25 protein-coding genes and 1 pseudogene are annotated in these 26,263 nt (G+C 70.7%); 15 read left to right on the top strand and 11 right to left on the bottom strand.

Going from position 1 to position 26,263, the window contains the following annotated elements; genetic code table 11:
• Window positions 1-86 precede the first annotated feature (86 nt).
• The gene (locus AB0G28_RS37425) at window positions 87-1,256 is read left to right on the top strand and encodes a KR domain-containing protein (protein WP_361100647.1); all 1,170 of its coding nucleotides are present in this window, start codon (window positions 87-89) and stop codon (window positions 1,254-1,256) included.
• On the top strand, window positions 1,253-2,065 hold the full coding sequence (locus AB0G28_RS37430) for a hypothetical protein (protein WP_361100650.1): 813 nt from the start codon (window positions 1,253-1,255) through the stop codon (window positions 2,063-2,065). The genes AB0G28_RS37425 and AB0G28_RS37430 overlap by 4 nt, the downstream gene beginning before the upstream one ends.
• A 4-nt stretch (window positions 2,066-2,069) precedes the next feature.
• On the opposite strand, the gene AB0G28_RS37435 is transcribed toward AB0G28_RS37430, so the two are convergent.
• Window positions 2,070-4,421, bottom strand: a complete 2,352-nt coding sequence (locus AB0G28_RS37435; RefSeq protein WP_361100653.1) for an AarF/UbiB family protein — start codon at window positions 4,419-4,421, stop codon at window positions 2,070-2,072.
• A 237-nt stretch (window positions 4,422-4,658) separates the two neighbouring features.
• Between AB0G28_RS37435 and AB0G28_RS37440 the strand changes: the two genes are divergently transcribed.
• From AB0G28_RS37440 to AB0G28_RS37455, 4 genes are all read left to right on the top strand, one after another.
• Entirely contained in the window at window positions 4,659-5,075 is a 417-nt protein-coding gene (locus AB0G28_RS37440) for an SRPBCC domain-containing protein (protein WP_361100656.1), read from the top strand.
• Between the two features lie 35 nt (window positions 5,076-5,110).
• Window positions 5,111-6,301: an AarF/UbiB family protein gene (locus tag AB0G28_RS37445; protein ID WP_361100659.1), complete on the top strand. Its 1,191-nt coding sequence runs from the start codon at window positions 5,111-5,113 to the stop codon at window positions 6,299-6,301.
• Between the two features lie 41 nt (window positions 6,302-6,342).
• On the top strand, window positions 6,343-6,534 hold the full coding sequence (locus AB0G28_RS37450) for a hypothetical protein (protein ID WP_361100662.1): 192 nt from the start codon (window positions 6,343-6,345) through the stop codon (window positions 6,532-6,534).
• 155 nt (window positions 6,535-6,689) lie between these two features.
• Window positions 6,690-6,872 carry a hypothetical protein gene (locus AB0G28_RS37455; RefSeq protein ID WP_361100665.1) on the top strand — a complete coding sequence of 61 codons (183 nt, stop codon included), beginning with the start codon at window positions 6,690-6,692 and terminating at the stop codon, window positions 6,870-6,872.
• An 11-nt stretch (window positions 6,873-6,883) separates the two neighbouring features.
• On the opposite strand, the pseudogene AB0G28_RS37460 reads toward AB0G28_RS37455, so the two are convergent.
• Window positions 6,884-8,380: pseudogene (locus tag AB0G28_RS37460) on the bottom strand (IS1634 family transposase).
• A 173-nt stretch (window positions 8,381-8,553) separates the two neighbouring features.
• Between AB0G28_RS37460 and AB0G28_RS37465 the strand changes: the two are divergent.
• Window positions 8,554-8,910 (top strand): VOC family protein, encoded by a 357-nt coding sequence (locus tag AB0G28_RS37465; RefSeq protein ID WP_361100668.1) that lies wholly within the window; start codon window positions 8,554-8,556, stop codon window positions 8,908-8,910.
• Here AB0G28_RS37465 and AB0G28_RS37470 read toward each other — a convergent pair.
• The 8 genes from AB0G28_RS37470 to AB0G28_RS37505 form a co-directional block, all read right to left on the bottom strand.
• Window positions 8,894-9,715 (bottom strand): alpha/beta fold hydrolase, encoded by an 822-nt coding sequence (locus AB0G28_RS37470; RefSeq protein WP_361100671.1) that lies wholly within the window; start codon window positions 9,713-9,715, stop codon window positions 8,894-8,896. The genes AB0G28_RS37465 and AB0G28_RS37470 overlap by 17 nt on opposite strands.
• 123 nt (window positions 9,716-9,838) lie before the next feature.
• A complete protein-coding gene (locus AB0G28_RS37475; RefSeq protein WP_361100674.1) occupies window positions 9,839-11,026 on the bottom strand; it encodes an FAD-dependent monooxygenase in 1,188 nt (395 codons plus the stop codon).
• A 490-nt stretch (window positions 11,027-11,516) separates the two neighbouring features.
• Entirely contained in the window at window positions 11,517-11,963 is a 447-nt protein-coding gene (locus AB0G28_RS37480) for an SRPBCC domain-containing protein (RefSeq protein ID WP_361100677.1), read from the bottom strand.
• Entirely contained in the window at window positions 11,960-12,307 is a 348-nt protein-coding gene (locus AB0G28_RS37485) for a metalloregulator ArsR/SmtB family transcription factor (protein WP_361100680.1), read from the bottom strand. Before AB0G28_RS37485 ends, AB0G28_RS37480 begins: the two co-directional genes overlap by 4 nt.
• 48 nt (window positions 12,308-12,355) lie before the next feature.
• Entirely contained in the window at window positions 12,356-13,294 is a 939-nt protein-coding gene (locus AB0G28_RS37490) for an ester cyclase (RefSeq protein WP_361100683.1), read from the bottom strand.
• A 17-nt stretch (window positions 13,295-13,311) separates the two neighbouring features.
• Window positions 13,312-14,880: an ester cyclase gene (locus tag AB0G28_RS37495; RefSeq protein ID WP_361100686.1), complete on the bottom strand. Its 1,569-nt coding sequence runs from the start codon at window positions 14,878-14,880 to the stop codon at window positions 13,312-13,314.
• Between the two features lie 28 nt (window positions 14,881-14,908).
• Complete coding sequence (locus AB0G28_RS37500; RefSeq protein ID WP_361100689.1) at window positions 14,909-16,774, bottom strand: Dyp-type peroxidase; 1,866 nt, start codon at window positions 16,772-16,774, stop codon at window positions 14,909-14,911.
• Window positions 16,771-18,153, bottom strand: coding sequence for an ester cyclase family protein (locus tag AB0G28_RS37505; protein WP_361100692.1), 1,383 nt, complete (start codon window positions 18,151-18,153; stop codon window positions 16,771-16,773). The genes AB0G28_RS37500 and AB0G28_RS37505 overlap by 4 nt, the downstream gene beginning before the upstream one ends.
• Window positions 18,154-18,315: 162 nt before the next feature.
• On the opposite strand from AB0G28_RS37505, the gene AB0G28_RS37510 reads away from it, so the two are divergent.
• The 3 genes from AB0G28_RS37510 (at window position 18,316) to AB0G28_RS37520 (ending at window position 21,160) form a co-directional block, all read left to right on the top strand.
• Window positions 18,316-18,774: a YdeI/OmpD-associated family protein gene (locus tag AB0G28_RS37510; protein ID WP_361100695.1), complete on the top strand. Its 459-nt coding sequence runs from the start codon at window positions 18,316-18,318 to the stop codon at window positions 18,772-18,774.
• A gap of 854 nt (window positions 18,775-19,628) precedes the next feature.
• Complete coding sequence (locus AB0G28_RS37515; protein ID WP_361100698.1) at window positions 19,629-19,961, top strand: metalloregulator ArsR/SmtB family transcription factor; 333 nt, start codon at window positions 19,629-19,631, stop codon at window positions 19,959-19,961.
• The gene (locus tag AB0G28_RS37520) at window positions 19,958-21,160 is read left to right on the top strand and encodes a GNAT family N-acetyltransferase (protein ID WP_361100701.1); all 1,203 of its coding nucleotides are present in this window, start codon (window positions 19,958-19,960) and stop codon (window positions 21,158-21,160) included. Before AB0G28_RS37515 ends, AB0G28_RS37520 begins: the two co-directional genes overlap by 4 nt.
• A 43-nt stretch (window positions 21,161-21,203) precedes the next feature.
• On the opposite strand, the gene AB0G28_RS37525 is transcribed toward AB0G28_RS37520, so the two are convergent.
• Window positions 21,204-21,665: an ArsI/CadI family heavy metal resistance metalloenzyme gene (locus AB0G28_RS37525; protein ID WP_361100704.1), complete on the bottom strand. Its 462-nt coding sequence runs from the start codon at window positions 21,663-21,665 to the stop codon at window positions 21,204-21,206.
• A gap of 83 nt (window positions 21,666-21,748) precedes the next feature.
• Here AB0G28_RS37525 and AB0G28_RS37530 point away from each other — a divergent pair, with 83 nt between their 5' ends.
• The 5 genes from AB0G28_RS37530 (at window position 21,749) to AB0G28_RS37550 (ending at window position 26,073) form a co-directional block, all read left to right on the top strand.
• Window positions 21,749-22,111: a metalloregulator ArsR/SmtB family transcription factor gene (locus AB0G28_RS37530; RefSeq protein WP_361100707.1), complete on the top strand. Its 363-nt coding sequence runs from the start codon at window positions 21,749-21,751 to the stop codon at window positions 22,109-22,111.
• Window positions 22,108-23,091 carry an ACR3 family arsenite efflux transporter gene (gene arsB, locus AB0G28_RS37535; RefSeq protein WP_361100710.1) on the top strand — a complete coding sequence of 328 codons (984 nt, stop codon included), beginning with the start codon at window positions 22,108-22,110 and terminating at the stop codon, window positions 23,089-23,091. The genes AB0G28_RS37530 and arsB overlap by 4 nt, the downstream gene beginning before the upstream one ends.
• Window positions 23,070-23,453: a ferritin-like domain-containing protein gene (locus tag AB0G28_RS37540; protein ID WP_361100713.1), complete on the top strand. Its 384-nt coding sequence runs from the start codon at window positions 23,070-23,072 to the stop codon at window positions 23,451-23,453. Before arsB ends, AB0G28_RS37540 begins: the two co-directional genes overlap by 22 nt.
• On the top strand, window positions 23,450-23,581 hold the full coding sequence (locus tag AB0G28_RS37545; protein WP_361100716.1) for a hypothetical protein: 132 nt from the start codon (window positions 23,450-23,452) through the stop codon (window positions 23,579-23,581). Before AB0G28_RS37540 ends, AB0G28_RS37545 begins: the two co-directional genes overlap by 4 nt.
• A gap of 281 nt (window positions 23,582-23,862) precedes the next feature.
• Window positions 23,863-26,073, top strand: a complete 2,211-nt coding sequence (locus AB0G28_RS37550) for a hypothetical protein (protein WP_361100719.1) — start codon at window positions 23,863-23,865, stop codon at window positions 26,071-26,073.
• Window positions 26,074-26,263 lie beyond the last annotated feature (190 nt).

The raw sequence follows: 26,263 nt of genomic DNA on the forward strand, positions 1-26,263 counted from the left end.
GAACGGATTTGACATTTGTTCCGGTGGCTCGGCGCCCAAAACGGAACATTCCCGCAGGCGAGTCGATTTCCGACTCCGTTATTCGAGTGGACGATGACGGAATCGTCGTCGAACTCGGTGCGCGCTGGCGTCCGGGAGACGCCACCCTGATGCTGAACGCGATCCGCGCGGCGGCCGCCGGCGAGGTCCCGCTGACCCTCCTCCACCGGGGCGCGGGCGGCCGGAGCCTGCTGCTGGCCGCGTCGGCCGAGTGGCCGCGGCTGAAGTGCCGGGAGGTCGTGCGGGACGCGCATGCCGCGTTCCGGCCGCGGTTGCCGCGTTGGGCGCACCACCGCCTGCTCCCATCGGGGCGGCCGATGCGGCCCACGGGGATAGCGATCTCCGGCGGCCTCGGCGGGCTCGGGCTGGCGGTGGCCGCCCGGCTCGGCGCGGCGGGACACCGGCTTTGGCTGCTCGACCGGCGGCCGGTCAGCGGGCTCGCGGTCGCCGATCAGCACCGGCTGGCCGCGGTCGCGCGAGCGACTCGCGTCGTCGTGCACCAAGCCGACGTCACGAAGGCGGTGCCGGACAGCCCGTTCCCGGTGACCGCGCTCGTCCACGCGGCGGGCGACCTGGAGCTGCACCCGTTGCGGGACATCGGTGCCGGACGGCTGGAACGGCTGGCACCGGCCAAGGCCGCCGGGCTGCGCACGCTGGTCCGCGCACTCGCGCCGGGCGGGCTCCGCTCGGTGCTGGTGTTCGGCTCGACCGAATCGCGGCGCCCGCACCCGCTGTTCGGCGGGTACGCGCTCGCCAACGAGCTGGTCCGGCTCGAGGCCGCGCGGCTGCGCCGCAAGCACCGCGGGGTGCGCCTGGTCACCGCGGAGTGGTCGTTGTGGTCGGACGTCGGGATGGCGAGCCCGAGCGCGGGCGCGGCGGCCGCCGCCGGGTTCGCCACGGTGCCACCGGACTGGGGTGCCCAAGCTGCCGAACTGCTGCTGGACGCGGGGAACTCCGTGCCCGGCGAACTTGTCCTCGGCGGCCCCCAGCCGACCGCGGACCGTCCGCTGGCGGCGATCGCCGGCGTCGCGGGCACTTCGGTGGCCAGGGACGGGCAATCCGTGGACCGGCTGGTGGCGCTGTGCCGTCCGGTTCGTGGTGGCCGCCACCGCGGGGCGGGCGGGCGGGGGTCGGTCGTCCGCGCGGTCGTCGACGGCCGCGCGGTCGCGACCTGGACCTCGCCCGTCCACGACTGGGCGGACCGGCGGCCGGGATGATCCCGTACCCGATCGAGCTCGCGGCCGAGCTGCCCGTCGACGCCGGCGCGGCCTGGCGGACGCTCGTCGAGGCCCGCCGCACGCGGCCGTGGTGGGGCCGGCTCGACCGGGACATCACCCGCGTCGCCCAGCAGGTCGTGGTCCGGACCGGCTCGGCGTCGCACTACCGGCTCTGGATCGAGACGCTGGAACCCGGCAGGCTCCTGGAGTTCACCTCCGCCTACCTCGGCGTCGAGCCGGTCACCTTCGTTCGTGTCGAAGTGGCCGAACCCGGACCGGGCCGGACGCGGCTCAGGCTGTCGGAGCAGCTCGCCACCGACGATCCGGCCACCGTCCACCAGGCACGGGAACTGTGGCGGCACCGGCTCGACCGGCTGACCGCCACTACTGACACTGCTGCGCAGTCCGGCCCCGTGGACGGCGACGCGATCGTCGTCGCCCGTGATCTCGGCGGGGCCGGGCGGCGGCCGCTGCACGGGGCGGTGCTCCGCGACTGGCTGCCGCTGTCCGGGACCGGGTGGCCGCCACGCTGGTTCCACGTCGTCGACTCCCACGGCGCGCGGCCGTTCCCGATCACCGGCTGGCAGGTGCACTACGACGACCGGCTCGTCATCGGGATCGGCATCGTCCCCGGCGTCCGGCCCACCCGCGCCGACATCGGGCTCGCGGTGGGGCGGGAGTCGCTGGAGCTCACGGTGCGGCACAGCGGCTGGCTCACGATCGACATCGACGCCGAGGCGCGCGAGATGGTGCGGGACCGTTTCGCCGCGACCTGGCGGCACGCGCTACGCCGGGCGGCGGGGGCATGACAGATCAGTGCAGCCCGGTGGCCGCCGGGATCTGCAGGCCGGGCCACCACCGGCGCAGGGTGCCCTCGGCGATCATCAGCGACATCAGGGGGAACGCGAAGTCGGCGGGAGGATGCACCCCGAACTTCTGCTGCGTTTCGAACACTTTGGGGCCGAAGTCCGTCATGTCGAAGCGGTCCGCGGTCGCCGACCGGACGAGGTCGGCGATCTCGGCGGCGAAGGCGGTCCGGCCGGCCGGCGAGCGCCGCCGCGGAGGTCCTCCGGGGAAAGCCGAGTCGTACATGATCTCCCCGCACCGCGTCCCGTTGCGCAGGGAGAGGTTCACGAAGAAGTCCCGCAGCGCGCGGCCCACCGTTTCGGGGATCTCGACGCTGTACCCGGCGTCGAGCATGACCACCGAACCGTCCTGCCGGACGTAGATGTTTCCGGGGTGCAGGTCGCAGTGCACGAAGCCGTCGCGGAAGATCATCGCGCCGACCGCGCTCAGCGCGCGTGCCGCGGCGTCGTCGCGGACGTCGTCGCCGAGTTCGGGCGGGGAGTCGCCGGTCAGCCCGTCGACCAGGTCGGTGACCAGTGCCGCGCCACAGGTGTAATCGTCGCGGACGCGCGGCACGACGATGCCCGGGTGGCCGGCCAGGTTCGCCGCCAGCCGCCGGGTGCAGGCCGCCTCGCGGATGAAGTCGATCTGTCCGTAGAGGGCCCGGCCGACGTAGTCGACGAGGTCGGCGAGCGGCGCCCCGCCCGCCGCGGGGAGGCGCTCGGCCAGCCGCGTCACCGAGGACATCAGGGCGAGGTCGACCGACATTGCCTCGGCGATGCCCTCGCGCTGCAGCTTGACGGCGACGGCGGCGCCGTCGGGTTCGACCGCTTCGTATACGCAGGCGATGCTCCCGCTGCCGAGGCGGCGCCCGGTCATCCGCAGCCGGCGCAGGTTCGGCTGCTGCCGCTCGGCCAGCGCGAGCTGACGGCGGAACTCCGCTTCCGCCATCGGCGTGACGTCGTCGTGCAGGGCGCCGAGCTGTTCGGTCACCTCCGCCGGGAAGAGGTCGGCACGGCTGGCCAGCATCTGGCCGAACTTCACGTACGCCGGCCCCAGCCGTTCCAGCGCCCGGACGATGCCCCGGGTCAGCCGCACCCGCGCGGCGGTGCGGCCGTGCCGGAGCCGGGCCGCCGTCCACAAAGGACCGAGCTGGGCGGCGGCGAGACCCGTGCGGGCGGTGAGGTGGAACGCGCGGGCGGCGATCCGGCCCCGGCCGGCCCGGGGCAGCCCGCCGATCTCGGGCAGTGGGACGGGGACGGGCCGCGCGACGGCGTCCGGAGGCCGGAAAGCCGACGCGGCCACGAGCGGGTGGACGGCCGGCAGGGCGGGGACCGGCCGCAAGCCGGCCGCTTCGGCGAGGGGGAGGAGCGCCTCCGGCGGCAGGCCGAGGGTGCCCAGTGGCCGGCCGCCGCGTGCCGCCGTGGCCGGCACGCAGTAGAGCAAGCTGGTCGTCAGCAGCATCGCCGCCAGCGGACCGGAGACCGGCGGGGACTCCACGACGAGCAGGCATCCCGACGGCCGCAGCACCGCCGCCGCGGCGCGCAGCAAAGCCGCGGGATCGGTGGCGTCGTGCAGCACGCTCAAGGCGAGGACCAGGTCGTAGTGGCCGGTCATCCCGGCGGCGGCGTCGACCGCCCGGAGCACGACCCGGCCGGCGAGGCCGCGTTCCGACAGCCGGGCGTTCCCCGACTTCGTCAGCCGTTCGTCGAGGTCGAAGCCCTCGGCCGTGATGCGCGGGAAGGCTGTCGCCAGTGCCTCGACAGTCTCGCCCGACGCACAGCCGATCTCCGCGACCCGGCCACCCTCGCGGAGGGCATCGGTGAGCCCGGGCACCGCGGGCAGCCAGATCTCCGGCAGCACGAAAGTGGTCCACTGTGCACTCGTCCGCTGCATCGCGTCGGCCAGCTCACGGGGGTACCGCTCGGCTTCCAGCGTGCCACCCAGGTGGAAGGCGTCGGCGGCCGCAGGTACGCAGCGGGTGAGCGCGCCCGACAGGGCGAGGCCGGGCCCGAGATCGGCCGGTCCGCCCGGCGTTCCGAACCACGTTGCGGCTTCCTGGTCCCAGGCGTACCCGACGTCCGTGTGCGTCGCGAACCCCGCCGCGACCATGCCCCGCAGCCACTCTTCGGTCATCCGCGCGTCGCCGCCCGCTCGGCGGGCGAGTTCGGTGACGTCCGCGGGGCCCGCGCCCAGCGCGGCGGTCAGTCCTGTTCGCGAACCGAACTCGAGCAGCGCCGCGGTCATCGCCTCGGCCAGCATCGCCATCGGGCGGGGCACGGCCTCCCCGGCAGGCTGCCGGCCGGCGGATACACCCATCGGATACTCCTCACCCCGGCGCTCGCTTCGTGGTCGCGAGAACGGGAATCGGGCAGTCTGTGGCGAATTGTGTTCGATTCGTGGCGCCGGAGGTTGTTCGAAATTGCCCGATCCGGCAGGTCCTGCCGGGGCGGCCTGAACGGTTTCCTGAGGATCTGCGCGGTGTTACGATGACGGCATGGCCGGGGCGGGAGGTTCGATGTGACCACAGTGGACACTGAACAGGAGTCTTCCGATGTGGTCGAGGTGCGCCGTGAGTTCGCCTGCGGTGCCGCGGAACTGTGGCGGTGTGTGACCGTTCCAAGAATCGTTTCCGCGTGGTTCGAACCGTGCCACCGGGGACGCGGCGGCCGCTTCGAGATCTGCTTTTCCGGCGACGGGAATGCCTATTCGAAGTACGCGACCGTCGTCGACGGCCACCGGACGGCAGGTGGCGGCCGGTTCCGCTTCCGGCTAGAGGACGAGGGATATCCCGACAGCGTCGTCGAAGTCGAAGTGACCTCGCGCGGCGCGTGCGGCTCGGCCGTGCGGCTCAGGCACCTCGATCCGCCGCTGTCACTGGCCGAGGGGTACCGCGAGGGCTGGGCCGGCTACCTGGACGTGCTTGCCCGGTACCTGGCCGGGAGAACCACGGGAAGGGCCGGCGGTCGATGAGCGCGCCGGCCGTGGGACGCTCGGTCGTACGGTCCGTGCAGATCGCGGTGGTGCTCTGCGGTGCGTGCGCCCGGCTGGCGTGCGCACTGGTTCAGGCCCGGGGCAGTACCAAGCGGTCGGCCGATGCGGCCGGCGCGATCATCTGCGCCTGTCTCTGGCAGCTGGGCCCGGCCTTCGTCAAGGTCGGGCAGATGCTGTCGAGCCGGCGCGACGTGCTCCCGGACAGGCTCTGTGACGTGCTCGAGGCCGGCTTGGCGCGGGGCCGGGCCGGAAACGGCGCTCAGGCGGGAATCGAGATCGGCTCGGTGGCGATGGTCCGGCGCCGGCGTTTCGGCGACGTCGACGCGGCGTTGAAGACCATCCGGCCCGGCGCCGCGGAACGGCTGCGCGTCGACCTCGACCTGATCGACCTGCTCGCCCGCTGGCCGGGTGCGCTGATGCGGCGGTCCGGCGGACCACTGCGCGGGGTCGTGCACGAGATCTGCGAATCCGTGCGGCGCCAGACGGACCTCGTCGCCGAAGCGGCGACCCTCGGCCGCTTCGAGGAGTTGGAGGACGTTCTGCCCGTCGTCTTCCCGCATGTGCTCGCCGACCACAGCGACGCCGACCGGCTCGTGATGACCTGGGTCCCGGGGCAGGAGGGCGGGCGCCGGTTCGACAACGGGCGCCAGGTGGCGAAACGGCTGGTCATGACGGTGTACGAGATGCTTTTCGTGACCGGTACGGTGCACTGCGACCTGCATCCGGGCAACTGGTGGTCGCTGCCCGACGGACGGCTCGCGATCGTCGACGCCGGCTTCAGCTACGAACTCGACGAGGACATGCGCAGCCACTTCGCCGAGTTCTTCCTCGGCATGGCCAGTGGCAACGCTGAAGTCTGCGCCACCCACGCGCTCGCCGCCGCGGCGAAGCCGGTCATGCCGGCCGACGAAGCCGGTTTCCGGACCGATATGGAAGAATTGATCGCCACCACGACGGGAATGACCGCCGGTGATTTCTCGCTGGCCGGCTTCGCGGCCCGGTTCTTCGCCATCCAGCGGCGACACCGCGCGTTCTCGCGCGCCGAATTCATTTTTCCGTTCATGGCGCTGCTCGCCATCGAGGGACAGGTGAAGCAGCTGGACCCGCGCATCAACTTCCAGGCCATGGCTGGCCCGGTCGTCCTGCGCTCGATCGTCAACCGGGCCCGGACCGGCAGCTCCCGGGGGGCCCGCCCGCGCCCCTGAACGGTTGCGAGCCGGGCTTCGACCAGCGAGGAGGCACGCGAGTGCAGACGGGCGACCAGGCAATCCGGGAGGCCGGCCCGGACGTGGGTGACACCCTGGCGGCCGGTACCCGGTTCATGACGGACCTCAGCCGGGCCATGGTCGCGCTCGCCCTCGGCGACCGGCTCGATCTGCTCGCGGTCCTCGTGGACGGCGAGTCGCGCGATGCCGGGCAGCTCGCCCGGGAGTCCTAAGTAGACACCCGGTACGTCCGCCGGCCGGGCTACCTCGAGGCGAGCCCGGCGGGGTTCAAGCTCCCGCCGGCCTTCGCGGCCGTCCTCGGCGACCGGGAACCCCGGCGGAATCGCCCGGCTGCCGCCGCTCGCGGCGATGGTGCCTGCGGCGGAACGTGGGCTTCCGGGCCGGGCGGGGGCTCATGCCGCCGGACTACCCGGATGCGATTTACGAGGCCGACTGGCTGATGAGCGCGAAGGGGCTCGAGGCGGTGCAGTTCAAGCGCGACGTGCGGAAGCTCAAGAACCTCGGGCTCACGATCAGCCTGGGGACGGGTGCCGATCGCTTCGCGGCCTGACTTGGCTCAAATTAGTGCGCACCGCGGTCGTGGATGCGGGTGAGGGCATCGCGGAGGTCGTCGGGTAGCGGGTCGACGGCGGTGAGGGTGTGCTCGCCGGCCTGGATGTTGATGGTGCGGTAGCGGCGGGTGGTGCGCACGAACTTCTTGATCGACCAGCCGGTGGTCTGCTCGATCCACCTGCTGACGGCCAGGGCGGCGAACACGACCGTCAGGTGCGCGTCGATCGACTCGCGCTTGTGGTGGTGGATCGGCCGCGCACGTAGGTCGTGTTTGGACATTCGGAACGACTTCTCGATGTGGAACAGTCGGTGGTAGGCGTCGATCACGAACTCGGCGGTGACGTCCGGGAGGTTGGTGACGTGGCCTTTGAGGCCGGCAAGGGCGCGTGCCTTGGCTTCCAGGGTCCGGTTGACACTCTTGGTGGCGCCGGTGAGCTGGATGAACCGGTTGCGTTTGACCGCGGTCTTGCCGGCGACGGCCTGCTCGGCCTTGGCGACCTGTTCGTCGATGCCGTGCAGGGTGCGCCGAGCCCGGTCCGCCCGGTACTGGCAGTAGATGATCTGGTCGCGGCGCTGGTCCTTGGGGCCGGCAGGCCAGGGCTGGGTGAAGATGTGCCCGTCGGGGATCTGCTCATCCGGGTTGCTCGTGGCGCCACGCCTGGACCACGTACGGCACGTCGGGTATCCGCGCGCCGAGGATGAGCGACAACCCCGCGGCCTCGATGGCCTGCTGGTTGGCCGCAGAGATCATGCCGGCGTCGGCCACGACCGTGACATCAGCCAGCTGGTGGGCATCCATGAACGCACGGATGGTCGGCAGCATCGTCGTGGTCTCGCCCCGGTTGCCCTCGAACGCGTTGACCATCAACGGAAACCCGCTTGCGTCGGTGAGCAGCCCGATCGTGATCTGCGGCTCCAGGCGGCGTTCTGCTCCAGGTGGCGTTCTTTGGAGAACCCGGGCTCACGGAACCCGTCCCCGGCATCGGTCTCGAAGTACAAGGTGGACACGTCGTAGAGAACCGGTGACGCCGGCCCCAGATCAGCGGTGCGGGCGCACGCCGCGGCCAACTTCTGCCGCCAGGGCTCTTTCGCGAACGCGGGCAGACGCCGCTTGAGGGTCGCGTACGCCGGCGGGTCGAAACCTGCCTCCTCGACCACCCGCAGACTGTCCAGCTTGCTGGTCGGCTCGACGATCCGTGCCGGCACCAGTAATCGGAACACCTCGTCACCACCAGCGGCCTCCTCGGACCCCAACAGCTGGTAGGCGTGGCCGAGCGCGTCCCACAGGTACCCCATCCGCGACGACGTGATCGCAAGCGGCCCACCACCAGCACCACTGCCGGCCTGCAACGCCGCGAAGTCCGGGCCAAAGTCGAGCTCGGGCTGCCCCACAGCCAGACGCTGCCTCGCCACCGCCTTGAGCGCCTCCAACGCCGCATCGTCATGCGCCGAGCCGATGTGCTCGATGTCCCGCGACCCGCGACGCGAGGAGTGCACGATCTGCACCGCCCTGGCCCCCGACGCCGTCTTCACCGTGCGCACGTACGCCACGAGAGACGGCCTGGAACCGGCCGCTTAGTGCGCAGATTTTCGCCGTTCACACGACGAAACCGCAGCTCAACAGCCAGCACCCTACCCAAGATCAGCGATCTTGAGCCAAAGTCAGGTAAGGTGACGGAATGGTCATGCGGGTGGCGGTTCCCGTGCTGCCGTGCCGAGATGTGCAGGCAGCGCGGTCGTACTTCACGGACGCGCTCGGATTCGACACCATATTCACCTGGGAGACCCCACCTAGCTACGCGGCCGTGATCCGCGACACCGCCGAGTTCCACCTGTACGCCGAAAGCAGCGTCGGCCCGGCCAGGGTGACGGTTGTCGTCGACGACGTCGATTCCTGCCACGACGAGCTGCGCGCCCGCGGCGCCGACATCGTCGAGCCACTGGCTGACCGGCCCTACGGGATGCGCGACTTCAACGTACGGACACCCGATGGGCACTTGTTGATCTTCAGCCAGCCGCTTACCGAGTCCGGGTGACCATCAGCGGACCAGCCGGAAGAATGCCGGACCTCGTCGACGAACAACGCCGGCTGCTCGAATGCCGCGAAGTGGCGCCCTTGCCGGGCTCGTTCCAGTGCCGGATGTTCGGGAACCGGCGCTCCGCCCACCGCCGAGACGGGCGCTGCAGCTCCTTGGGGAAGACCGAACAGCCGGTGGGTACGGTCACCGGCGCGCCGGCCGACCCGGAGATCCATTCGTTGACCTGCCGGAGGCTTTCCCAGTACAGCCGGGCGGATGAGGCACCGGTGCCGGGCAGCCAGTAGAGCATCAGGTTGTCGAGCAGCTCATCCCGGGTAATAACCCGATGCAGGTCGCCACCGGAGTCGGTCCACGACCAGAACTTCTCGACGATCCAGGCGCAGAGGGCGGCCGGCGAGCCGACCAGCCCGTAGCCGACCGTCTGCGGCCGGGTCGACTGCTGCGCCGAGTATCCGGAGCCCCATTCGTCCGCCTCCCGCAGTGTCGCGAGCGCCGCCCGCTCGGCACCGGTGAGGTCGTCCAACGTGGCCGGATCGGGCGGTGCGAGCGGCGGCATGAGATGGATGCCGGCGACCCGATCGGGTTGCCGTTGACCGATGCTCGTGGCGATGCTGGTGCCCCAGTCGCTGCCCTGGGCACCGAACCGCCGGTAGCCGAGCCGGGCCATCAGCTCGCACCACGCGTCGGATATCCGCTCGATCCCCCACCCCGGCGCGGCCGGCTTGTCGCTGAAGCCGTAACCGGGAAGCGATGGGCAGACCCCTGGAACCGGCCGCTTGGTGCGCAGATTTTCGCCGTTCACACGACGAAACCGCAGCTCAACAAGCCAGCACCCTACCCAAGATCAGCGATCTTGAGCCAAGTCAGGTGGGGACGGGTGCCGATCGCTTCGCGGGGTGCCGCCTATCCGGCTTCGGCCTGATCGTCAGCACGGCGGCGACCAGCCGAAGAGGGCGGCGTTCTGCCGGCCGCCGCCGGTGGTCCGGGTGACGATCCGGAGTACGGCGTCGCGCAGCGCGGCGCCGGACGGCGATCGGACGTGGGCCACCCGCCCGAGCATCCGCGACTGCCGGGCGACCTTGGCGGCCCGCGCCGACCGTTCGGCGGCGTATCCGGCCAAGGCCGATTCCCACGTCTCCGCCGTGGACAGGCGGACGCCCAGCACCGCGGCGTCCTCCAGAGCCATGCCCGCGCCCTGCCCCAGGGTGTACACCATGGGGTGAATCGCGTCGCCCACCAGTGCCACCCGTCCGCGGTGCCACGTGCGCGAAGGCGGCCGGTCGAACACGTCCGTGACGACGCAACCGGCGTCCCCGGCCGTGGCCACCACCTGCCGCACGGCCGGATCCCAGGTGCAAAGCCGGTCGCGGACGAGCCGCAGCGCTTCGGCGGCCGGCCGCCGGGGCCATTCGCCGCGCCGGGCGGCCATCGACGCCACCCAGTAGACGCGCCCGTCCCCGACGCCGGCGGCGAACACCACGATTCCCCTGCCGTAGGCGATGAAACCGTCCGGATGTGCCTCCGGTGCCACACCGGTCCCGCGCACCGCGGTGATTCCCCGGTACCGGGGTTCCCCGGGCCCGACCAGGCTCCGGCGGACGGCCGACCGCAGCCCGTCGGCACCGACCAGGACGTCACCCCGAAGCCCGCGCCCGTCGGACGCGACGAGTTCGATCGAGGCGCTGTCGCCGGAGTACCGCTGCGCCGTGAAGCCGGGCACGAGCTCGGCGCCCGCGGCCTTCGCCGCGTCGAGCAGCACCGCGTGGAGGTCGGCCCGCAGGATCGCCACCGCGGGCTGGCCCCAGCGCTCCTCGAAGCCGTCGAACGAAACCCGGCCCAGTTCTCGCCCGCGCGCGTCCAGGAACGGGGTCCGGTGCCCGGTGGATCCGCGTACGCCCGAGGGACGGCCGGCCGCGCGGACCGCCGCGGCGAGCCCCGGTTCGATGGAGTGCAGGGCTTTCATCGCGTTCGGGGCGAGGACCAGCCCGGCGCCGGAGCGGGCGGGCGCCGAGGTGTGCTCGGCCACGACGGCATCGAGCCCGCGGTGGCGGAGTGCGGTGGCGAGGGCGAGCCCGGCGATGCCGCCACCGGCGATCAGGACGCGGCCGATCATCGGTTCAGCGTGCGCCTTCACCCGGTTGGGAGTTACTCCGACGTTGCCCGGAGTGGCCGGTCGTACAGGACACTCCGCTGCCGATGGGAAACAATGCGCGCTGGATCGAAGTGGCGCCGCGGGGCGGCCAGGCCTCATTCGTGCTGTGCAACTGGATGCCCGAAGCGCCCCGAGTGATCAACGTGATGCTCCAGACCAAGAACACCGACGCCGACGTGCAATCCTTGCGGCAGGCGGGACTTACGATCGACGAGCCACGGCGACCCGGACCGACCTCGGACTCCGGTTCACCGGCGCGCCGAAGTCGAAACGGCTGGTCTCGGCGCCGGGGCAGTCCACGCACAAGATCGGCGTGACGGAGGCCGACGGCGAACTGGCCGGCCTGCTCAAGCAGGCCTACGAACAGAACTGAGTGCCCAGCGGCACCTGGCGAGGGATCGGGTGGTCACCGGCGGGATTCCCGCCGGTGACCACCATTTCGGGTGCGGGCTCAGCTGTTGTCCTTCGAAGTGGTGCGGGCGAGGTGGCCGGCCAGCCGGGTGTGCGCGATCTTCTTCCAGCCGCCGCGGTGCATGAGTGCCAGCACCGCGCCGCCCAGCCCGGTGAAACCCTGGTGGGCCAGGCGAAGGCGGGTGTGCCCGCCGTCGGCCTCGGCGAGGGTCCAGGTGACCGTCGTAGTGGTGCGCATCCGGCTGCCGCGCCAGGTGTAGGCGAGGGTGTGCGGTTCGTCGACCTCGGTCACCTCGCAGTGCACGACACCGTCCCAGCCGGGCATCGGCTTGGCGCGCAGGGTGAATGCCCGCCCCACCACCGGGGCGAACCCGTCGACCGGCATCAGCCAGTCGGCCAGCGCATCGGCGTCGGTCAGCGCCTGCCACACCTGAGCCGGTGGGTAAGGCAGTTCGACGTCCACGGTGATGTCTCGCGAGGTGGTCATCTTCCATCCGTTTCGTTGCCGGCCTGGCGGTCGAGGTATGCGCGCAGGCTGCCGATCCGTTCGGTCCAGAATTCGCCGAAGAGCGCCGCCCAGTCGTACAGCTCCCGCAGCGGCTCCGGGCGCAGCCGGTACAGCCGCTGCCGTCCCGAGCGCTGCTCGGTGACGAGGCCGGCGGCCCGCAGCACGGCCAGGTGGCGGGACAGCATCGGCAGCCCGACCCCGAGCTCACCGGCGAGCTCGCCGACCGGCAGATCCCGTCGGCGAACGAGCACTTCCAGCGCCGCGCGGCGGGTGGGGTCGGCCACCGCGCGGAAGACGTCTTCGGTGGCGACAGGCCTCGGCATGCGTCATGTTTATGATAAACGTGAACTATTGTCAACCCGGACGGCCGGTCAGAAGGGCCCGTTCGCGATCTGCTGCAGCAGGGACAGCTGGTCCCAGAGCAGCCATTCCTCCTGGATCTGGGTGCCACGGGCTCGCACGACGCTGATCCCGCTCACGCTGACCGGGACGCCCGTGGCGGCGATCCCGAACAGGGTGCTCTTGTGGGTGCCCCGGCCGGTCCACCGCGTCACGACGCGGTCTCCCTGTGCCAGTTGCAGATCGACCGTGGTGGCGAAGTCCGGCATCCCGGACCGGAAGGTCGAGACCAGCGCGGCGATCCCGTTCCTGGTGCCCGGCAGCAGGCCGGTCGGGTCGTGCAGCACGTAGCCGGGCGCGAGCAGCAGTTGCAACAGGCCGATGTTGCCGCTGTTGTACACGCCCGCGAACAGGCTGGCCACCAGTGACTTGAGGTCCAGCAGGTCGAGCGGCCCGCCCATGAGGGGGCCGTTGGCGCGGAAGGGCGCCGGGGTGAACTGCGGTGGTGCTGCCGCGTCCTGCCCCGGCAGCACCGTGAGCCTCGGCAGCGAGACACCGAGCTGGCGCAGCATCGAGACGCTGTCCCGCGCCTCCCATTCCTCCACGATCAACCCGTCGCGGACGCGGACGATCGAGATGCCCGCGATGTCCACCGTGCTGCCGGTCGCGGGCCTGCCAAGCCAGGTGCCGGTGTTCACGCTCGTCTGGTGCCAGCGTGCCGCGACGAGATCGCCCTCGGCCACCAGGTCCTCGAACGTGGTGTTGAACCGGGAGAACGCGGTGAACACCGTGTTGGCGAGGAAGCTCTGCGTGCCGGCGAGCCCGGTCTGCTGCCCGGTGTCCTCGCCCGGTGCCCGGTCGTGGTGCAGGAAGTTCCGGCTGAGGAACTTCTCTGCTGCCGGCAGGTCCTTGCCGTCCAGCACGGTCCTGACGAAGGACTGGAGCACCGTCGTGTTGTCCGCAGTGGTCATGACAACCGTCCCTTCGTTCAGTGACTTCCCGCGGCGAGCAGCGGCCGGACGTCCCACTGCTGCCAGGACTCGACGATGACGCCTGCCCGGACGGTCAGCATCGTGATGCCGGACAGCGTGAGATACCGGCCCGACGGCGGGATGCCCAGCAGGCCGCCGCGGTGCGTCCCGCGGGACGTCCAGCGCACCACGGCCCGGTCGTGGTCGACGACGAGCAGGTCGACGGAGACGTTGACGTCGGGGAACGCGGTGCGCCACCGGGCGACGAACTGGCGCACGCCGTCCCGGCCCGGCCGCTGGCCGGCCAGCGGCGTGTGGTTCGTGTAATCCGGGGCGAACAGGGAGTCGGCGAGCGTCAGGTCGCCGGCGCTCCAGAGCTCGTAGACGAACCGGCCGGCCGTGGCCGTGACGTGGCCGCCGCCGTCGGCGTCGAGCTCGCCGGGCGCGCTCGCCGCGCCCGTCTGCCGGAGTAGCTCGTTCACGTCGGGCGCCTCCCACCCTTCGGCCATCTTGCCCTCGCGCACCCTGGTGATCGTGATCCCCGGGATGCCGACCTCCTTGCCCTCGTGGACGAAGGTCAGTGCCCACCGGGCCGCCACGAGATCGTCCTGGGCGACCTGGTCGTCGATCCGGGCCGACCAGCCGGAGAACCGGGTGGATCCGGTCTTCGCGATCCCCGCGACACCGGTCAGGCCGACCTCTTCGCCCCACACCGCGTCGTGCAGGACGTAGGAATCCGCGAAATAGCGGGCCGCGAGCTGCCCGGGCGCGTCGCCGGACACGTCGTCGGCGTAGCCGAGCAAGAGTGCCACGTTGTCGGCCTGCTGGGCGGAACCGCCACTGCCGATCGTGGCGGCGAGCACGCTCGCGCCATCGCCGGCGAGCTCTACGACTCCGCCGGCCTGCAGCAGCACGCCGTCCCCGGCGGACAGCTCGGCGGGCTGTCCCGCGCTGAGGGGATCGGGCCGGCCGAGCGGGTCCGCCGCGCGGGTGACGCTTCCCGTCCCCGACCGCAGCGTCGCGGTCAGCGTGCCCGACTCGACATGCAGGATGCGGGGGCCGTCCGACTCCTCGGACGTCCGGTGCCGCCCGGCGGCGAGAGTGAACCTGCGCACCGACGCCGTGGCCGGGGCGGCGGGCAGTGCGGTGACCGGACCGAGAGTCAGCGGCTCGAAGGTGATGCCCGGCGGGAACTGCTGGGCGGGCTCGCCGGCGAACAGCGCCAGCCCGAGGATGCGGGCGGGGCCGTCCCCCACCGTGCGGGCGCTGTGCACGACGTCGCCGGGCACCACCAGCTGGTCGTCCACCGTCACCGTGAACGTCTGCCCGGCGGGGATGTCCTGCGCGGTCCGGCTCCCGGCCGGGGTCTTGGTGACCACACCCTCGGCGGTGAACTCGAGTGTTCCCCGCACCACCCGGAAGGCGACGGGTCCGGCGCCCTTCGCCGGCGGAAACGATGCCCCGACGCCGTAGTCGAAGTGTGCCAAGGCGAAGAAGGCCGGCGTGCTCACCAGCGTCCGAAAGGTCTGCTGGATCACCGGATCGGTCCGGGTGGCCGCCGTGCTTTGGTCGGCTGACTGCGTCATCTCGCCCTTCCGCGTTCTCGATCCCGGCTCATTGCCCGCCGAGGTGCCGTAACGTGCTGATCGACGGCGTGAAGAAGTAGCCGCCCCCGGTCAACGCGGTCCATGGTCGTTCCGGCTCCAGGGGAATGGTGCGGACACCATCGCCGGAGGGGACCCGGAGACCGAACATGTGCCGTCCGGTGAACACCGGGGCGACGATCAGGTCCTCTCCCTCGTCGGGGGCGCGGAACTTCGGGTTCGCCAGCCACTGCTCCATGACGAACTCGAACTGCTGCTCGATCGAAGTCTGGTAGCTCAGGAAGAGCAGGCCCCGCTCCCGATCGTCCACAGAGGACTCGTACGGGATGCCCCTGCGCAGCATCCGGTGCCGCTGCGCTTCGGCCGGAGCGATGTCATCCCTGGGGTTGCTCTTCCGGATGTGGGCCGAATACGGGCAGGCCAGCCCGCCGGGGTCGGCCGGTGCGGGCGGGAAGCCGCCACCGCCGCACAGTCCCGGCGTCGCGTCGCCGAGCGGTTGCCGCGGTGACCGGTAGGCGAAGTCGTTGTCGGCGCAGCGGTCGTGTGCCATCGCGGGGTCGTCCGCCCACGGTGCCCGGATCGTGGGTGCGCCACTGCGCCACCGGCCGACCAGCAAGGCGGCGAGCCGTTCCTCGGTCAGCCCGGCGAGTGACGGCTCGGTGGCGGCCAGCCGTTCCGCGGTGGCGCCGGTGAACCGGCGGAACTCGACCGGGTCCTGCCGGAACCGGCCGTACACCAGGAAGGAGCCGTTGCGCGCCCAGCCGGGCGCACCGGACCGCTCCACCGGGGTGCTCGTCCCGGCCGCGGGCTGTGCCGGGTAGCCGAACACGAATTCGCCCGGCCACACCAGTGCCTGCCCTGGCTTGCCCTCGTCCGGGAGCACCGGGTTCTGCCGGGGTGTCAGCGGTTCCCACGGGACATCGGACCTGCGACCGCGCAGGCCAGGCTGGGAGACCCCGTCCCGGAACCCGAACGGCTCTTGGCCGGCCTGCCTCGCTCCGTACTCCTCGGCGACGGGCCGGAGCCCGGGAGCGAGCAGGCCGGCCGCCTCGGCCACCTGGGCGCGCAGCCTGTCCCCGTCGTCGGAGGCGACGAGGAGCAGCACGTCCGCGGCGGCGACGTCGTCCCAGGACGTCAGGTCGACGCCGGCCGCCGCCATCCGGGGGCGCATGCCGGAGCGGAAGCCGGCGTCGGCGAACTGCTCGGCGCCGGCGGTCAGCGCGCGCAACGCGGGGTACGACAACGCGACGTTGCACCAGGTCGACGACACCGGCTCGGCGCCTCGCCGCGAACGCAACGCCGAGAACAACCGGTTGAAGGGGAGCACCTCGGCCGCCGTCGCGACCTGATCGGCGAACGCGGCGAGCGCTCGGCCCGCCGCCGCGGTGTCGGTGATCGCGAACTGCACCACGGCCAGCCGGGCCTTGTTGAACCCGGGGAACACGTTGCCCTGGAGTTCGTCCAGGTCGACCAGCGGTTCGCCGGCGGCAGGCGTCGGCGGACCGCCGATCTCCCCGGTGTCCCACGCCTGCCACGCGTCGACGATCCGGGCGTTCGCCACCCGGTAGCTGCCGAACACCGGCAACGCCAGCAGCCGGCCCGTCGGCCCGTGCCCAGCGGTTGGACCGGTCTGGGTGCCGCGCAGCGTGAGCCTGAGCACCACGGAATCGGTCTCGTGCACCGAGTCCTCGATTTCCAGCCGCCCGTCCGGGAACCCGGCCAGCAGGGCCAGCACCCGGGCGCAGTCGAGCAGCGCGTCGGGCGCGGCGGGATCCACCAGCCCGGCGAGCGGACCCGCATCCCGGCTCCGGTAGACGGTGTCGATCAGGCTGCGGACCACGTCGGCCGGGGTGCGGACGGACGTGTGCACGGTCATCGGCCGGCAGTCCCGGCCGTGCCCCAAGGGCCTGGCTCTGGTGTGGGCCCCGGCCCCGGTTCCGGGTACTGGACGAGGCCGAGTTGGAACAGCAGGCTCGCGTCGTCGAAGAAGCCCCAGTGGCCGGTGATCTTGCCGTCGGCCACCGAGTGGATGCTGATCCCGCTGACCTCGACCGGCTTTCCGGTGGCCTTAAGACCCCGGAACGTCCCGCGGTGAGTGCCCCGGAACGTGTACCGCGTCGCGACCCGGTCGCCTTCCCCGGTCTGCAGGTCCACGCTCACGGAACAGTCCGGGAAGCCGGTCCGGAACGCACGCACGAGCTGTTTCACCCCGGCCACCCCGGGGCGTTGCCCGGCGACGGTGCTGTTGTTGGCGAAGTCCGGGGCGAAGATCGTGTCCGCGACGGCCAGGTCGCCGCTGTCCCACACTTCGTAGAAGAACCGGCGGGCGAGCTCCTTCGGGTCCGTGGTCCCCGGTTCGGTGTCGCCTTCGAGCGCGCCGAACGGCGACGGAATGCCCATCTGGTTCAGCAGGCTCAACGCGTCACGGGCCTCCCATTCCTCGAGAATCCGGTTGTCGCGCACGCGCGTGATGGTGATTCCGCCGATGTGGATCTGCTTGCCACTGGCCGGGAAACCGAGATAGGGGCCGGTGTTCACAAAGTTCTGCGACCAGCGTCCGACGACGATGTCGGCTTCGGCGAGCTGCTCCTCGATCGTGGTGTGGAATTCGGAGAACGCCGCGAAAATGCTGGATATGAAGGCGATCGCGCCCTCGACACCGTGCTTCTCGCCGGGTGCGGGGTCGTGGTTGTAGAAATTGTCCGCCATGTAGTACCGGGCGTTCTCGGCCGTCATCGCGTCGATGACGTTGCGGACGTAGGTCTGCATGAACACCTTGTTGGCCTCGGGCGATCCCGTAGGAGGGGGACCGGGGTGCCAGTCGTCCGGCGTGCTCTTCTGCCCGAACGGTCCTTCGGCCGCCCAGTGTTCGGCGATCTTGCCGTTGTCGTCGACCCGGACGACCGAGGTGACCTTGAACTCCATCTCTCCGGCAGTGTCCACGCCGGCGGCATCCGGGGCCAGCATGGCCGAGAAGTGCGCGGGGGGTGGCGCCTTGCCGGTCTGCCGAATCGTCACCAGATCGCCCTGCACCTCGATGGAATCGACCTGCGACGAATAACCGGGAAGGCTGTCGAGCAGCTGCTGCACCAGCTGCTTGTACCCATAGCAGCCCTCACCGTGCCCGGCGGTCAGGCCGGAATGGTCGACGACGTCCGGCGCGACGATGTTGTCCAGCGCTTCCACGTTCCCGGAATTGATCGCGTCCACCCACTGGTGCGCGATCTGTTTCAACTGCGTACTCGACAGCGTCATCTTGGGGCCTCCTCCCCAGCCCTGACCGGTTTAGTCGATCTCAACTCTTGCCCGATGAGCGACGCGGTTCTTCTTCGAGACTGCTATTGTCGCGGTCGGGTTGACCATGTCCCGTTCAGGATCCAAGCTGGGTCGTGAACCGATTTTCCCGAGGAGGGGTTGATGGACCGCCGTGAGTTCGACGCCGTTCTGGAAGCCGACCAGCGGGGGCACGTCCGCGTCAGGCTGCCGTTCAACCCGTCGGAGGCGTGGGGGAAGAAGCAACGGCACTTCGTCCGCGGTTCGCTGAATGGGATGGATTTCGAGGGTTCGCTCGGCAGCAGGGGCGGTGAGTGGTTCTTTCCGGTCAACAAGGCATTGCGGGCTTCGTGCGGTATCGGTCCCGGCGACGACGTTCACGTCGTCTTGGAGCCGGGTGACAGCTCAGCTCCCGCGATGCCCGCGGACCTGGCGGACGCACTCCGGGCCGATGCCACGGCGAAGTCTTTCTTCGACAGCCTGTCAGGATTTTATCGGCGGGAGTACGTGACGTGGATTGAGGGCGCCAAGAAGGAGGAGACCAGGCAAAGCCGCGTCGCCGAAGTGATCGAATTGCTGAAGCGTGGTCGTAAGCAGCGCTGACCGGCAGCGCCTTCGACGTCGAGCACACGCGGCGGGCGACACCACGCGGACCTGGATCTGCCGACCGGTGTGGCGCGGATTCGCCAGGATGACCGCGACCGTGCGCAACGTCCAGGCCCTGCGGGTGCGGTGCCGGTTGCGGTCCGGGTCGGCAATGGACGGACAGGGGACACCACGCTCATTGGCTGCTGCAGCCGTCGCCCCGGCGGGCGTCCGCGGAACTGGGGTGGGGCCGGCGTCGACGAGTCGGTAGCCATACGGTGGCCGGCCGCCGAGGTGCTGGCCCTGCGGATGGCCTGGTTGCGCATCGCCGCCAGCACCCGACGGCGGGCGCGGAGCACTTCGCGCCGCGACTGGTTGGCCAGCAGCGACATCAGCGCTCGATGGTCTCGGTTGCCGAGATTGACAGGACCTCCTGTTTCCGGCAGTCACAGCTGGACTCCGTGCCGGGTACACCAGGTGTACAGGGTGGTGAACTGGGAGCCGGTGAACGCGCGCTCGTATTCGCCGACCACGATCGCGTCGATTGTCCTGTCTGATCCGGCAATCTCGGGCAGGAGCCGTGCGGCGTGTGGTCGTTGTGTCCATGGGACGCGGCGTGCGTTGCCAGCCGTAGAAGGCGAACCTGGGTCCGTCGCTGTGATCTGGTGGGGGAGAAGTGCGGGTCGGCTTGCCGGTGGCCAGCCACTGCGCGAGCAGGTCCACCGTCCCGGGTGGAGGTGGCGCCGGTTCTGGCAGCTCGGGCAGTTGATGGCGTATAACGCCCTATTCGCTGACGCGTTAGTTCACGTGTGAGCTGCTTCCTTGGTTCGGCTCTATCGTCTATCGTCGATGAGCGATGGAAGGGGATTGCTGTGCTGGACCGCGACACTGCCAAGACCTATGCGGAGTGGTTCCGCACGCTCGCGGACCCGACGCGGGTGCAGATCCTCAACTTGCTCGCCGAGACCAGTACGCCGATGACGGTGGGGGAGATCGTCGAGCAGGTCAGCGTCGGGCAGTCCACCGTCTCCGTGCACCTCAAGGTCCTCGCCGATACCGGGTTCGTGCTGGTAGAGCCGCGCGGGACCGCTCGGCTCTACCGGGTCAACGAAGAGTGCGTGTCGTGCTTCCCGAGCGCTGCAGACGTTGTCATGGGGCGTGGGGTCCGGTCGTTCGCCGAGACCGTCGATGCGGAGGCCCGATGAGCGACGCCGTTCATGACCGCTACGCCACCGCCGCCCGGCGGGCCCTGGCCGGTGAGGGGACCGGCCTGCTGGCCGGCGAAGGGGACGCCGACCGGCTCGGCGCCGTCCACTACGCCGACGGGGAGCTGCCGGTCGAGGTGGCCGCGACCAGCCTCGGCTGCGGCAACCCGCTCGCCGTCGCCGAGCTGAAGCCGGGTGAGACCGTGCTCGACCTCGGCTCCGGTGGTGGGCTGGATGTCTTGCTCTCCGCCCGCCGGGTCGGGCCGGGCGGGCGGGCGATCGGCTTGGACGTGACCGACGAGATGCTGGAACTCGCCCGTCGGCACGCCGAGCAGGCCGGGGTGGCCAACGTCGAGTTCGTCAAGGGCGCCATCGAGGAGATTCCGCTGCCGGATGCCTCGGTCGATGTCGTCATCTCCAACTGCGTGATCGCCCTGTCGGCGGACAAGCCTGCGGTGTTCGGCGAGATCGCCCGTGTCCTGCGGCCCGGCGGCCGGCTCGGCATCGCCGACATCCTCGCCGACGACAGCCTCACCGATGCCGAGCGCGCGGCCCGTGCCGGTGCGGTCGAATGCCTCGGCGGCGCGCTCACCGCCGATCGCTACCGGGCGCTTCTGCACGGTGCCGGGCTCAGCGGTGTTGACGTCCAGCTCACCCACGAGGCCGGCGACAAGCTCCACTCCGCGATCATCCGTGCCGCCAAGCCGGTCGAGGTTGTCCCGATGTCCGCCGAACACGCTGACCGCGTGCTGGCGATCTACCAGGCCGGGCTCGACACCGGCCAAGCCAGCTTCGAGACCGCCGCTCCCGCCTGGGAAGCCTGGGACGCCGCCCACCTTCCGGAGCACCGGCTGGTCGCCCTCGATCCGGCCGGGCGGGTCGTCGGCTGGGCCGCGGTCTCTGCAGTGTCCTCCCGGTGCGTGTACGCCGGGGTCGTCGAGCACGGTGTCTACGTGGACCCGGAGGCACAGGGCCGCGGTGTCGGGCGGGCGCTGCTTGCCGCCCTGATCGCCTCGACCGAGAACGCGGGGATCTGGACGATCCAGAGCGGCGTGTTCCCGGAGAACACCGCCAGCCGGGAACTACACCGCCGGGCCGGGTTTCGGGAGATCGGCGTCCGTGAACGCGTCGGCCGGCACCACGGCGTGTGGCGGGACGTCGTCATGATCGAACGCCGCAGCTCGCGGGTCGGCAGCTGAGCAGAGCCGGTGCGCCCCTCGATTGCGCACCGGCTCCGGGGCTTCAGTTGCAGCAGCCCTCGGGGGTGGCGGCTTCGGCGTCCGGCGTGCAGCACGTCGCCGGGGTGACCAGCGCGGCGCTGTCGGCGCCGAACGTCGTCGAGTCGGCCTTCACCGTGTAGACCTCCCACGGCTCCTTGCCCGGCCCGTGCACCCACACCTTGTCCTGCACCGCGTAGCAGCACGTGGTGTCGTCCTCGGTGAGCGTCTCGAGCCCTTCGCCGGTCAGCCGCCGGGTCGCCGCGTTGACCTGGTCGGTCGACTCGACCTCGACGCCGAGGTGGTCCATCACCGTCTCCTGGCCCGGCTCGCCCTCCAGGAGCACCAGCTTCAGCGCCGGCTCCTCGATCGCGAAGTTCGCGTAGCCCGGCTGGAGCTTCGCCGGCTCGGTGCCGAACAGCTTCGAGTAGAAGTCGATCGATCCGGCCAGGTCTCCGACCCGCAAGGCCAGCTGTACCCGTGACATCTCCGTTACCTCCTTGAATAGATGACTGCCTAAGCAGCAGAACTTAGATTGCCGTCTATATGTGAATCTGTCAATATAGAGGCATGTCGAAGCAACTGCCGCTCGTCGCGATGGACGCCTGCTGCGCGCCGCTGGCCCGGGAGCCGCTGACGCAGGACCAGGCGGTCGAGCTGTCGCAGCTGTTCAAGGCGATGGCCGATCCCGTCCGGCTGCGGTTGCTCTCGCTGATCGCCTCCCACGCCGGTGGCGAGGCGTGCGTCTGCGACCTGACGGACGCCTTCGACCTGACCGGCCCGACCATCTCCCACCACCTCAAGGTGCTGCGCGAGTCCGGCCTGATCACCGGCGACCGGCGCGGCACCTGGATCTACTACCGCGTACACCCCGAGGTGCTCGCGCGACTGTCGGCGGTGCTGACGACCACGGGCGAAGCGGTCACCGCGTGACGACAGTCGAGGCGCCACCGCGGCTGTCCACTCTGGACAAGTTCCTGCCGGTGTGGATCGCGGCCGCGATGGTCGCCGGGCTGCTGGCGGGGCGTGGGGTGCCGGGCCTGAACACCGCGCTGTCCGCGGTGCAAGTCGACGGGATCTCGCTGCCGATCGCTCTCGGGCTGCTGGTGATGATGTACCCGGTGCTGGCGAAGGTCCGCTACGACCGGCTCGGCACCGTCACCCGTGACCGGCGGCTGCTGTGGCCGTCGCTGGTGCTGAACTGGCTTGCCGGTCCGGCGCTGATGTTCGCCCTGGCCTGGCTGCTGCTGCCGGACCTGCCGGAGTACCGGACCGGGCTGATCATCGTCGGCCTCGCCCGCTGCATCGCCATGGTCATCATCTGGAACGACCTCGCCTGCGGCGACCGCGAAGCCGCCGCCGTACTCGTCGCACTGAACTCGGTGTTCCAGGTGACCGCGTTCGGGCTGCTCGGCTGGTTCTACCTCGCCGTCCTGCCCGGCTGGCTCGGTCTCCCTCAGGCCGATCTCGCCGTGTCCGGGTGGCAGATCGCCAAGAGCGTGCTGATCTTCCTCGGCATCCCGCTGGTCGCCGGCTACCTGAGCCGCCGCTTCGGCGAACGCGCCAAGGGCCGCGACTGGTACGAGAAGAACTTCCTGCCGAAGGTCGGGCCCATCGCGCTCTACGGGCTGCTGTTCACCATCCTCATCCTCTTCGCCTTGCAGGGCAACCAGATCACCAGCCGCCCGCTCGACGTCGTGCGCATCGCCGTTCCACTGCTCGTCTACTTCGGACTGATGTGGGCCGGCTCCTACGCGCTCGGCAAGGCCGTGGGACTGAATTGCGAGCGGTCCACCACGCTGGCGTTCACCGCCGCGGGCAACAACTTCGAACTCGCCATCGCCGTGGCCATCGCGACCTTCGGCGCCACCTCCGCGGCGGCGGTGGCGAGGTGCTGCCGGTCCACGACCTGAAGTCCGCGACGGCCGCGCTGGCGGAAATCGTCGAGCAGGGCGAAGGGGCCGCGCGCACCGACGTGGGGGACGGCGACCGTGACGTCTTCCACCCCGATCGGGAAGAGGTCGCGCACTACTTCCGGTTCCAGGAGCTGAAAGTGGGCCGCCGCTACCGGACCGGCGACACCCCGCAGTCCGGCCCGACCGGCGAGGAGATCGTGGTCGACCTCGACGGCGTGCTGCCGATGCGGCACAACCCGCGGACCGCCGACTACCCGGAGGGCAGCCCTGTCCGGGTCGCGCAGGAGGAGTTCAACAGACGTACTGTCTGCTGCTCTTCCAGCTGGAGGAGGCTTTCACGGGCAACCCGGGCGGGATGAGGGACGCCGTCGGCACGATGTTCGCGCTGCGCAAGCAGGCGATGGCGTTGATGAAGATGCCCACCGGCGACGGGAAGACGACCGCGGGCCCGACGTTCGAGTACGTGCCACCCGAGCGGCGGAACTGAAGCACGGGCCGCCGGCCGGGGGAGCCGGATCCGCGCAAGCGCTCCGGGACCTGGGGATGCGCGAGGCCCGGCATCGAGCCGATCGCGGAGTGCGTGGGCGTGCCAGGCGCCGGCAAGCGATCGCTGACCGGAGAACGTCGGGCAAAGGATGCGTCACCGGGCACCGCCGCGGGTTGACAGGACCGTGCCGGGGACGAAGACTGAGCGCCGGAAATGTTATCGCTAACATCTTGAGGTCGGACGTGCGCGTTCAGCGTGGCGGTTGCTGGTTTTCGGTGGTGGTGACCGCGATCCTCCTCGTGGTCCTGGGTTCACCGGGTGCGTTCGCGCAAGCCGGGGGCAGGGATGTCACCGCCGACGTTCTCGCGAACCGGGACGTGACGCTGAGCGGGGACACGGTCGTGCGGCTCACCGGCGGTGTCACCACCTACACGGGCGTGCTCAGTGGTGAAGGTGTCTTCACCGTCGGGGGAACGGGCACTCTGGTGCTGGTGAAGGACAGTGACTTCACCTTGCCTGCCGATCGCCGCCGGCAGAAGGTCGTCACGGTGGGCGGCAACCACCCGGTGACCACGATCGAAAACCCCGACCCACCCGCGGTGATCGTACAACGCGGTGCGACTCTCCAGTACGGGGCCGGATCGGGTGAAGAGGGTGTCATCGGGCATTTCGCGCAGGCGCCGGGGGTGTCGCTGAACACCCTCAACCACCAGGTCGACGGGACCCTGGACCTTGCCGTGCACCGGTCGGTGGACCTGGGCGTGATCAGCGGCTCCGGACTCGTCAAGCAACGGCGGAGCACCTGGCCCGGTATCGAGTTGCCGGGTACGCACCCGTTCTCGGGCACGCTGTACGTCGGCACCGGCGCGGACTACGGCAGCGTGAACTACCTCACCGCCATGCCGCACGTGCGCAAGGTCGTCAACCAGGGATCGTTCATCCACAATGCACCGGACGGGGAGGTCGTCACCGACGCCGCCGACATCTACTCGCAGTTCTACGGCAACGACATCAACTTCCACACCTGGGGCTCCGGGGTGGTGCGGATGTCGGGTGTGTACAGCTGGTCGGACAACGGGTCGGACACCGATCCCGCGCTGAGCGCCCCGTCCCGGAACTTCGCCACGGTGCCGCACAGCGACAACAAACGCGGCATCAACATCGAGGGCGCCACGGTCACCTGGGGCGATGGCACGAGCAACCGGTTCTTCCTGCCGGGCAACGAGAAAACCGTCTACATCAACATGCACGCGGAACGGAACGGCACCCGCAGCGTGCTGACCTTCGACTACAACGGGCCGGTCACCCTGGACGCGCCCATCTCCGGCGGCCGGTACCACGACACGATGGCGGACGTCGGCCGCGGCGACGTCGTCATCGCGGCGACCCGCGGCAACGCGGTCACCTTCACCGCGCCGCAGAACTACGACGGCGACACGACCATCGGGGATGGCGCGTCACTGCGGCTGGGTGACGGCACCCCGCAGGGGGACAGTGCGCTGCTGCCGACCGGCGAGATCGTCGACAACGGCGAGCTGATCGTGCAGAACGCGACCAGGGACGCCGGACTGGGCCGGATCGGCGGCAAGGGGTCGGTGACCCAGGCCGGCCCGGCCGGCACCACCCTGACCGGGCAGCTCACCTACACGGGGAGGACCACGGTGAAGGCGGGCACGCTCGTGGTCGCCGGCGGTTCCCTCGTCGCGAGCGCGGCGGTCGACCTGCCGGCGGCCGGGGCGACGCTGGACCTGACCCGGGCGGGCGACGGGACGGTCGGCAATCTCTCCGGCGCCGAGGGGAGCACGGTGGTCGCCGGGCGCGCGCTGACCGTCCGCGCCACGGCCGCGACGACGTTCGGCGGCGCCCTGAAGGCCACTGACGGCGTCACGAAGACCGGGGCCGAAACACTCACCTTGACCGGCAAGCACACCACCCCGAACGCCGCCTGGACCGTCCGGGAGGGAACGCTCGCGCTGGCCGGGTCCGTCCAGGCACGGCAGGTCGCCGTGCGGCCCACCGGCACCTTGCGGGCCGGTGGCACGGTGGAGGGTGCGGTCGACAACGCCGGGACGGTCGAGGCGACCGGCATGACCGTGCGCGGCTCCTACACCCAGCGGCCCGGTGCCCGCCTGACCGGCACGCGGATGAGTGTCACCGGCGCGGTGACGCTCGCGGGCACCTTCGCTCCGGACCCGGCGCAGGGCCCCGGAGTGATCATCGACAACCAAGGACCCGACCGGATCAACGGCACCTTCGACGGACTCCCCGAGGGAGCGGCAGTAGGTGCGTTCCACCTGACCTACCACGGTGGTGACGGCAACGACGTCGCCCTGACGGGCGATCCGGGCGCGGTCCGGCCGGGCAGCACGGTTTCGCCGGCCGCGACCGTGACGGGTTCCGGGCTGGTGTGGTGGTTCTCGGCGGCCGGCGCGCTGGTGCTGCTGATCGCCGGCGGGATCGTGGTGCGCCGGCGGGTGCGGGACCGGAACTGAGTGCGCGGACGGACCGGTGTCCGGAATCGTCCCTCCGAAGGGGACACCGAATCCGTCCATAAGGGACATAAGGCTCCGGAGTCGCCTGCTGATCCGACTGGCTCTTGACGTGCTCCCGGCGTTCGTCGATAGTGGTGACTCCAATCCGAACTTCGAGCCGAAATCGCCTGCCGCTTGAACTGTTAGCGCT

Source organism: Amycolatopsis sp. NPDC021455 (assembly GCF_040640995.1).
Taxonomy (GTDB): domain Bacteria; phylum Actinomycetota; class Actinomycetes; order Mycobacteriales; family Pseudonocardiaceae; genus Amycolatopsis.

Excerpts from the sequence above, each read along its gene's own strand:
- AB0G28_RS37430 (WP_361100650.1), top strand. The coding sequence starts at position 1,253 with ATGATCCCGTACCCGATCGAGCTCGCGGCCGAGCTGCCCGTCGACGCC.
- AB0G28_RS37435 (WP_361100653.1), bottom strand. The coding sequence starts at position 4,421 with ATGGGTGTATCCGCCGGCCGGCAGCCTGCCGGGGAGGCCGTGCCCCGC.
- AB0G28_RS37465 (WP_361100668.1), top strand. The coding sequence starts at position 8,554 with ATGGTCATGCGGGTGGCGGTTCCCGTGCTGCCGTGCCGAGATGTGCAG.
- AB0G28_RS37475 (WP_361100674.1), bottom strand. The coding sequence starts at position 11,026 with ATGATCGGCCGCGTCCTGATCGCCGGTGGCGGCATCGCCGGGCTCGCC.
- AB0G28_RS37480 (WP_361100677.1), bottom strand. The coding sequence starts at position 11,963 with ATGACCACCTCGCGAGACATCACCGTGGACGTCGAACTGCCTTACCCA.
- AB0G28_RS37485 (WP_361100680.1), bottom strand. The coding sequence starts at position 12,307 with ATGCCGAGGCCTGTCGCCACCGAAGACGTCTTCCGCGCGGTGGCCGAC.
- AB0G28_RS37490 (WP_361100683.1), bottom strand. The coding sequence starts at position 13,294 with ATGACCACTGCGGACAACACGACGGTGCTCCAGTCCTTCGTCAGGACC.
- AB0G28_RS37495 (WP_361100686.1), bottom strand. The coding sequence starts at position 14,880 with ATGACGCAGTCAGCCGACCAAAGCACGGCGGCCACCCGGACCGATCCG.
- AB0G28_RS37500 (WP_361100689.1), bottom strand. The coding sequence starts at position 16,774 with ATGACCGTGCACACGTCCGTCCGCACCCCGGCCGACGTGGTCCGCAGC.
- AB0G28_RS37505 (WP_361100692.1), bottom strand. The coding sequence starts at position 18,153 with ATGACGCTGTCGAGTACGCAGTTGAAACAGATCGCGCACCAGTGGGTG.
- AB0G28_RS37510 (WP_361100695.1), top strand. The coding sequence starts at position 18,316 with ATGGACCGCCGTGAGTTCGACGCCGTTCTGGAAGCCGACCAGCGGGGG.
- AB0G28_RS37520 (WP_361100701.1), top strand. The coding sequence starts at position 19,958 with ATGAGCGACGCCGTTCATGACCGCTACGCCACCGCCGCCCGGCGGGCC.
- AB0G28_RS37525 (WP_361100704.1), bottom strand. The coding sequence starts at position 21,665 with ATGTCACGGGTACAGCTGGCCTTGCGGGTCGGAGACCTGGCCGGATCG.
- AB0G28_RS37530 (WP_361100707.1), top strand. The coding sequence starts at position 21,749 with ATGTCGAAGCAACTGCCGCTCGTCGCGATGGACGCCTGCTGCGCGCCG.
- AB0G28_RS37545 (WP_361100716.1), top strand. The coding sequence starts at position 23,450 with ATGAGGGACGCCGTCGGCACGATGTTCGCGCTGCGCAAGCAGGCGATG.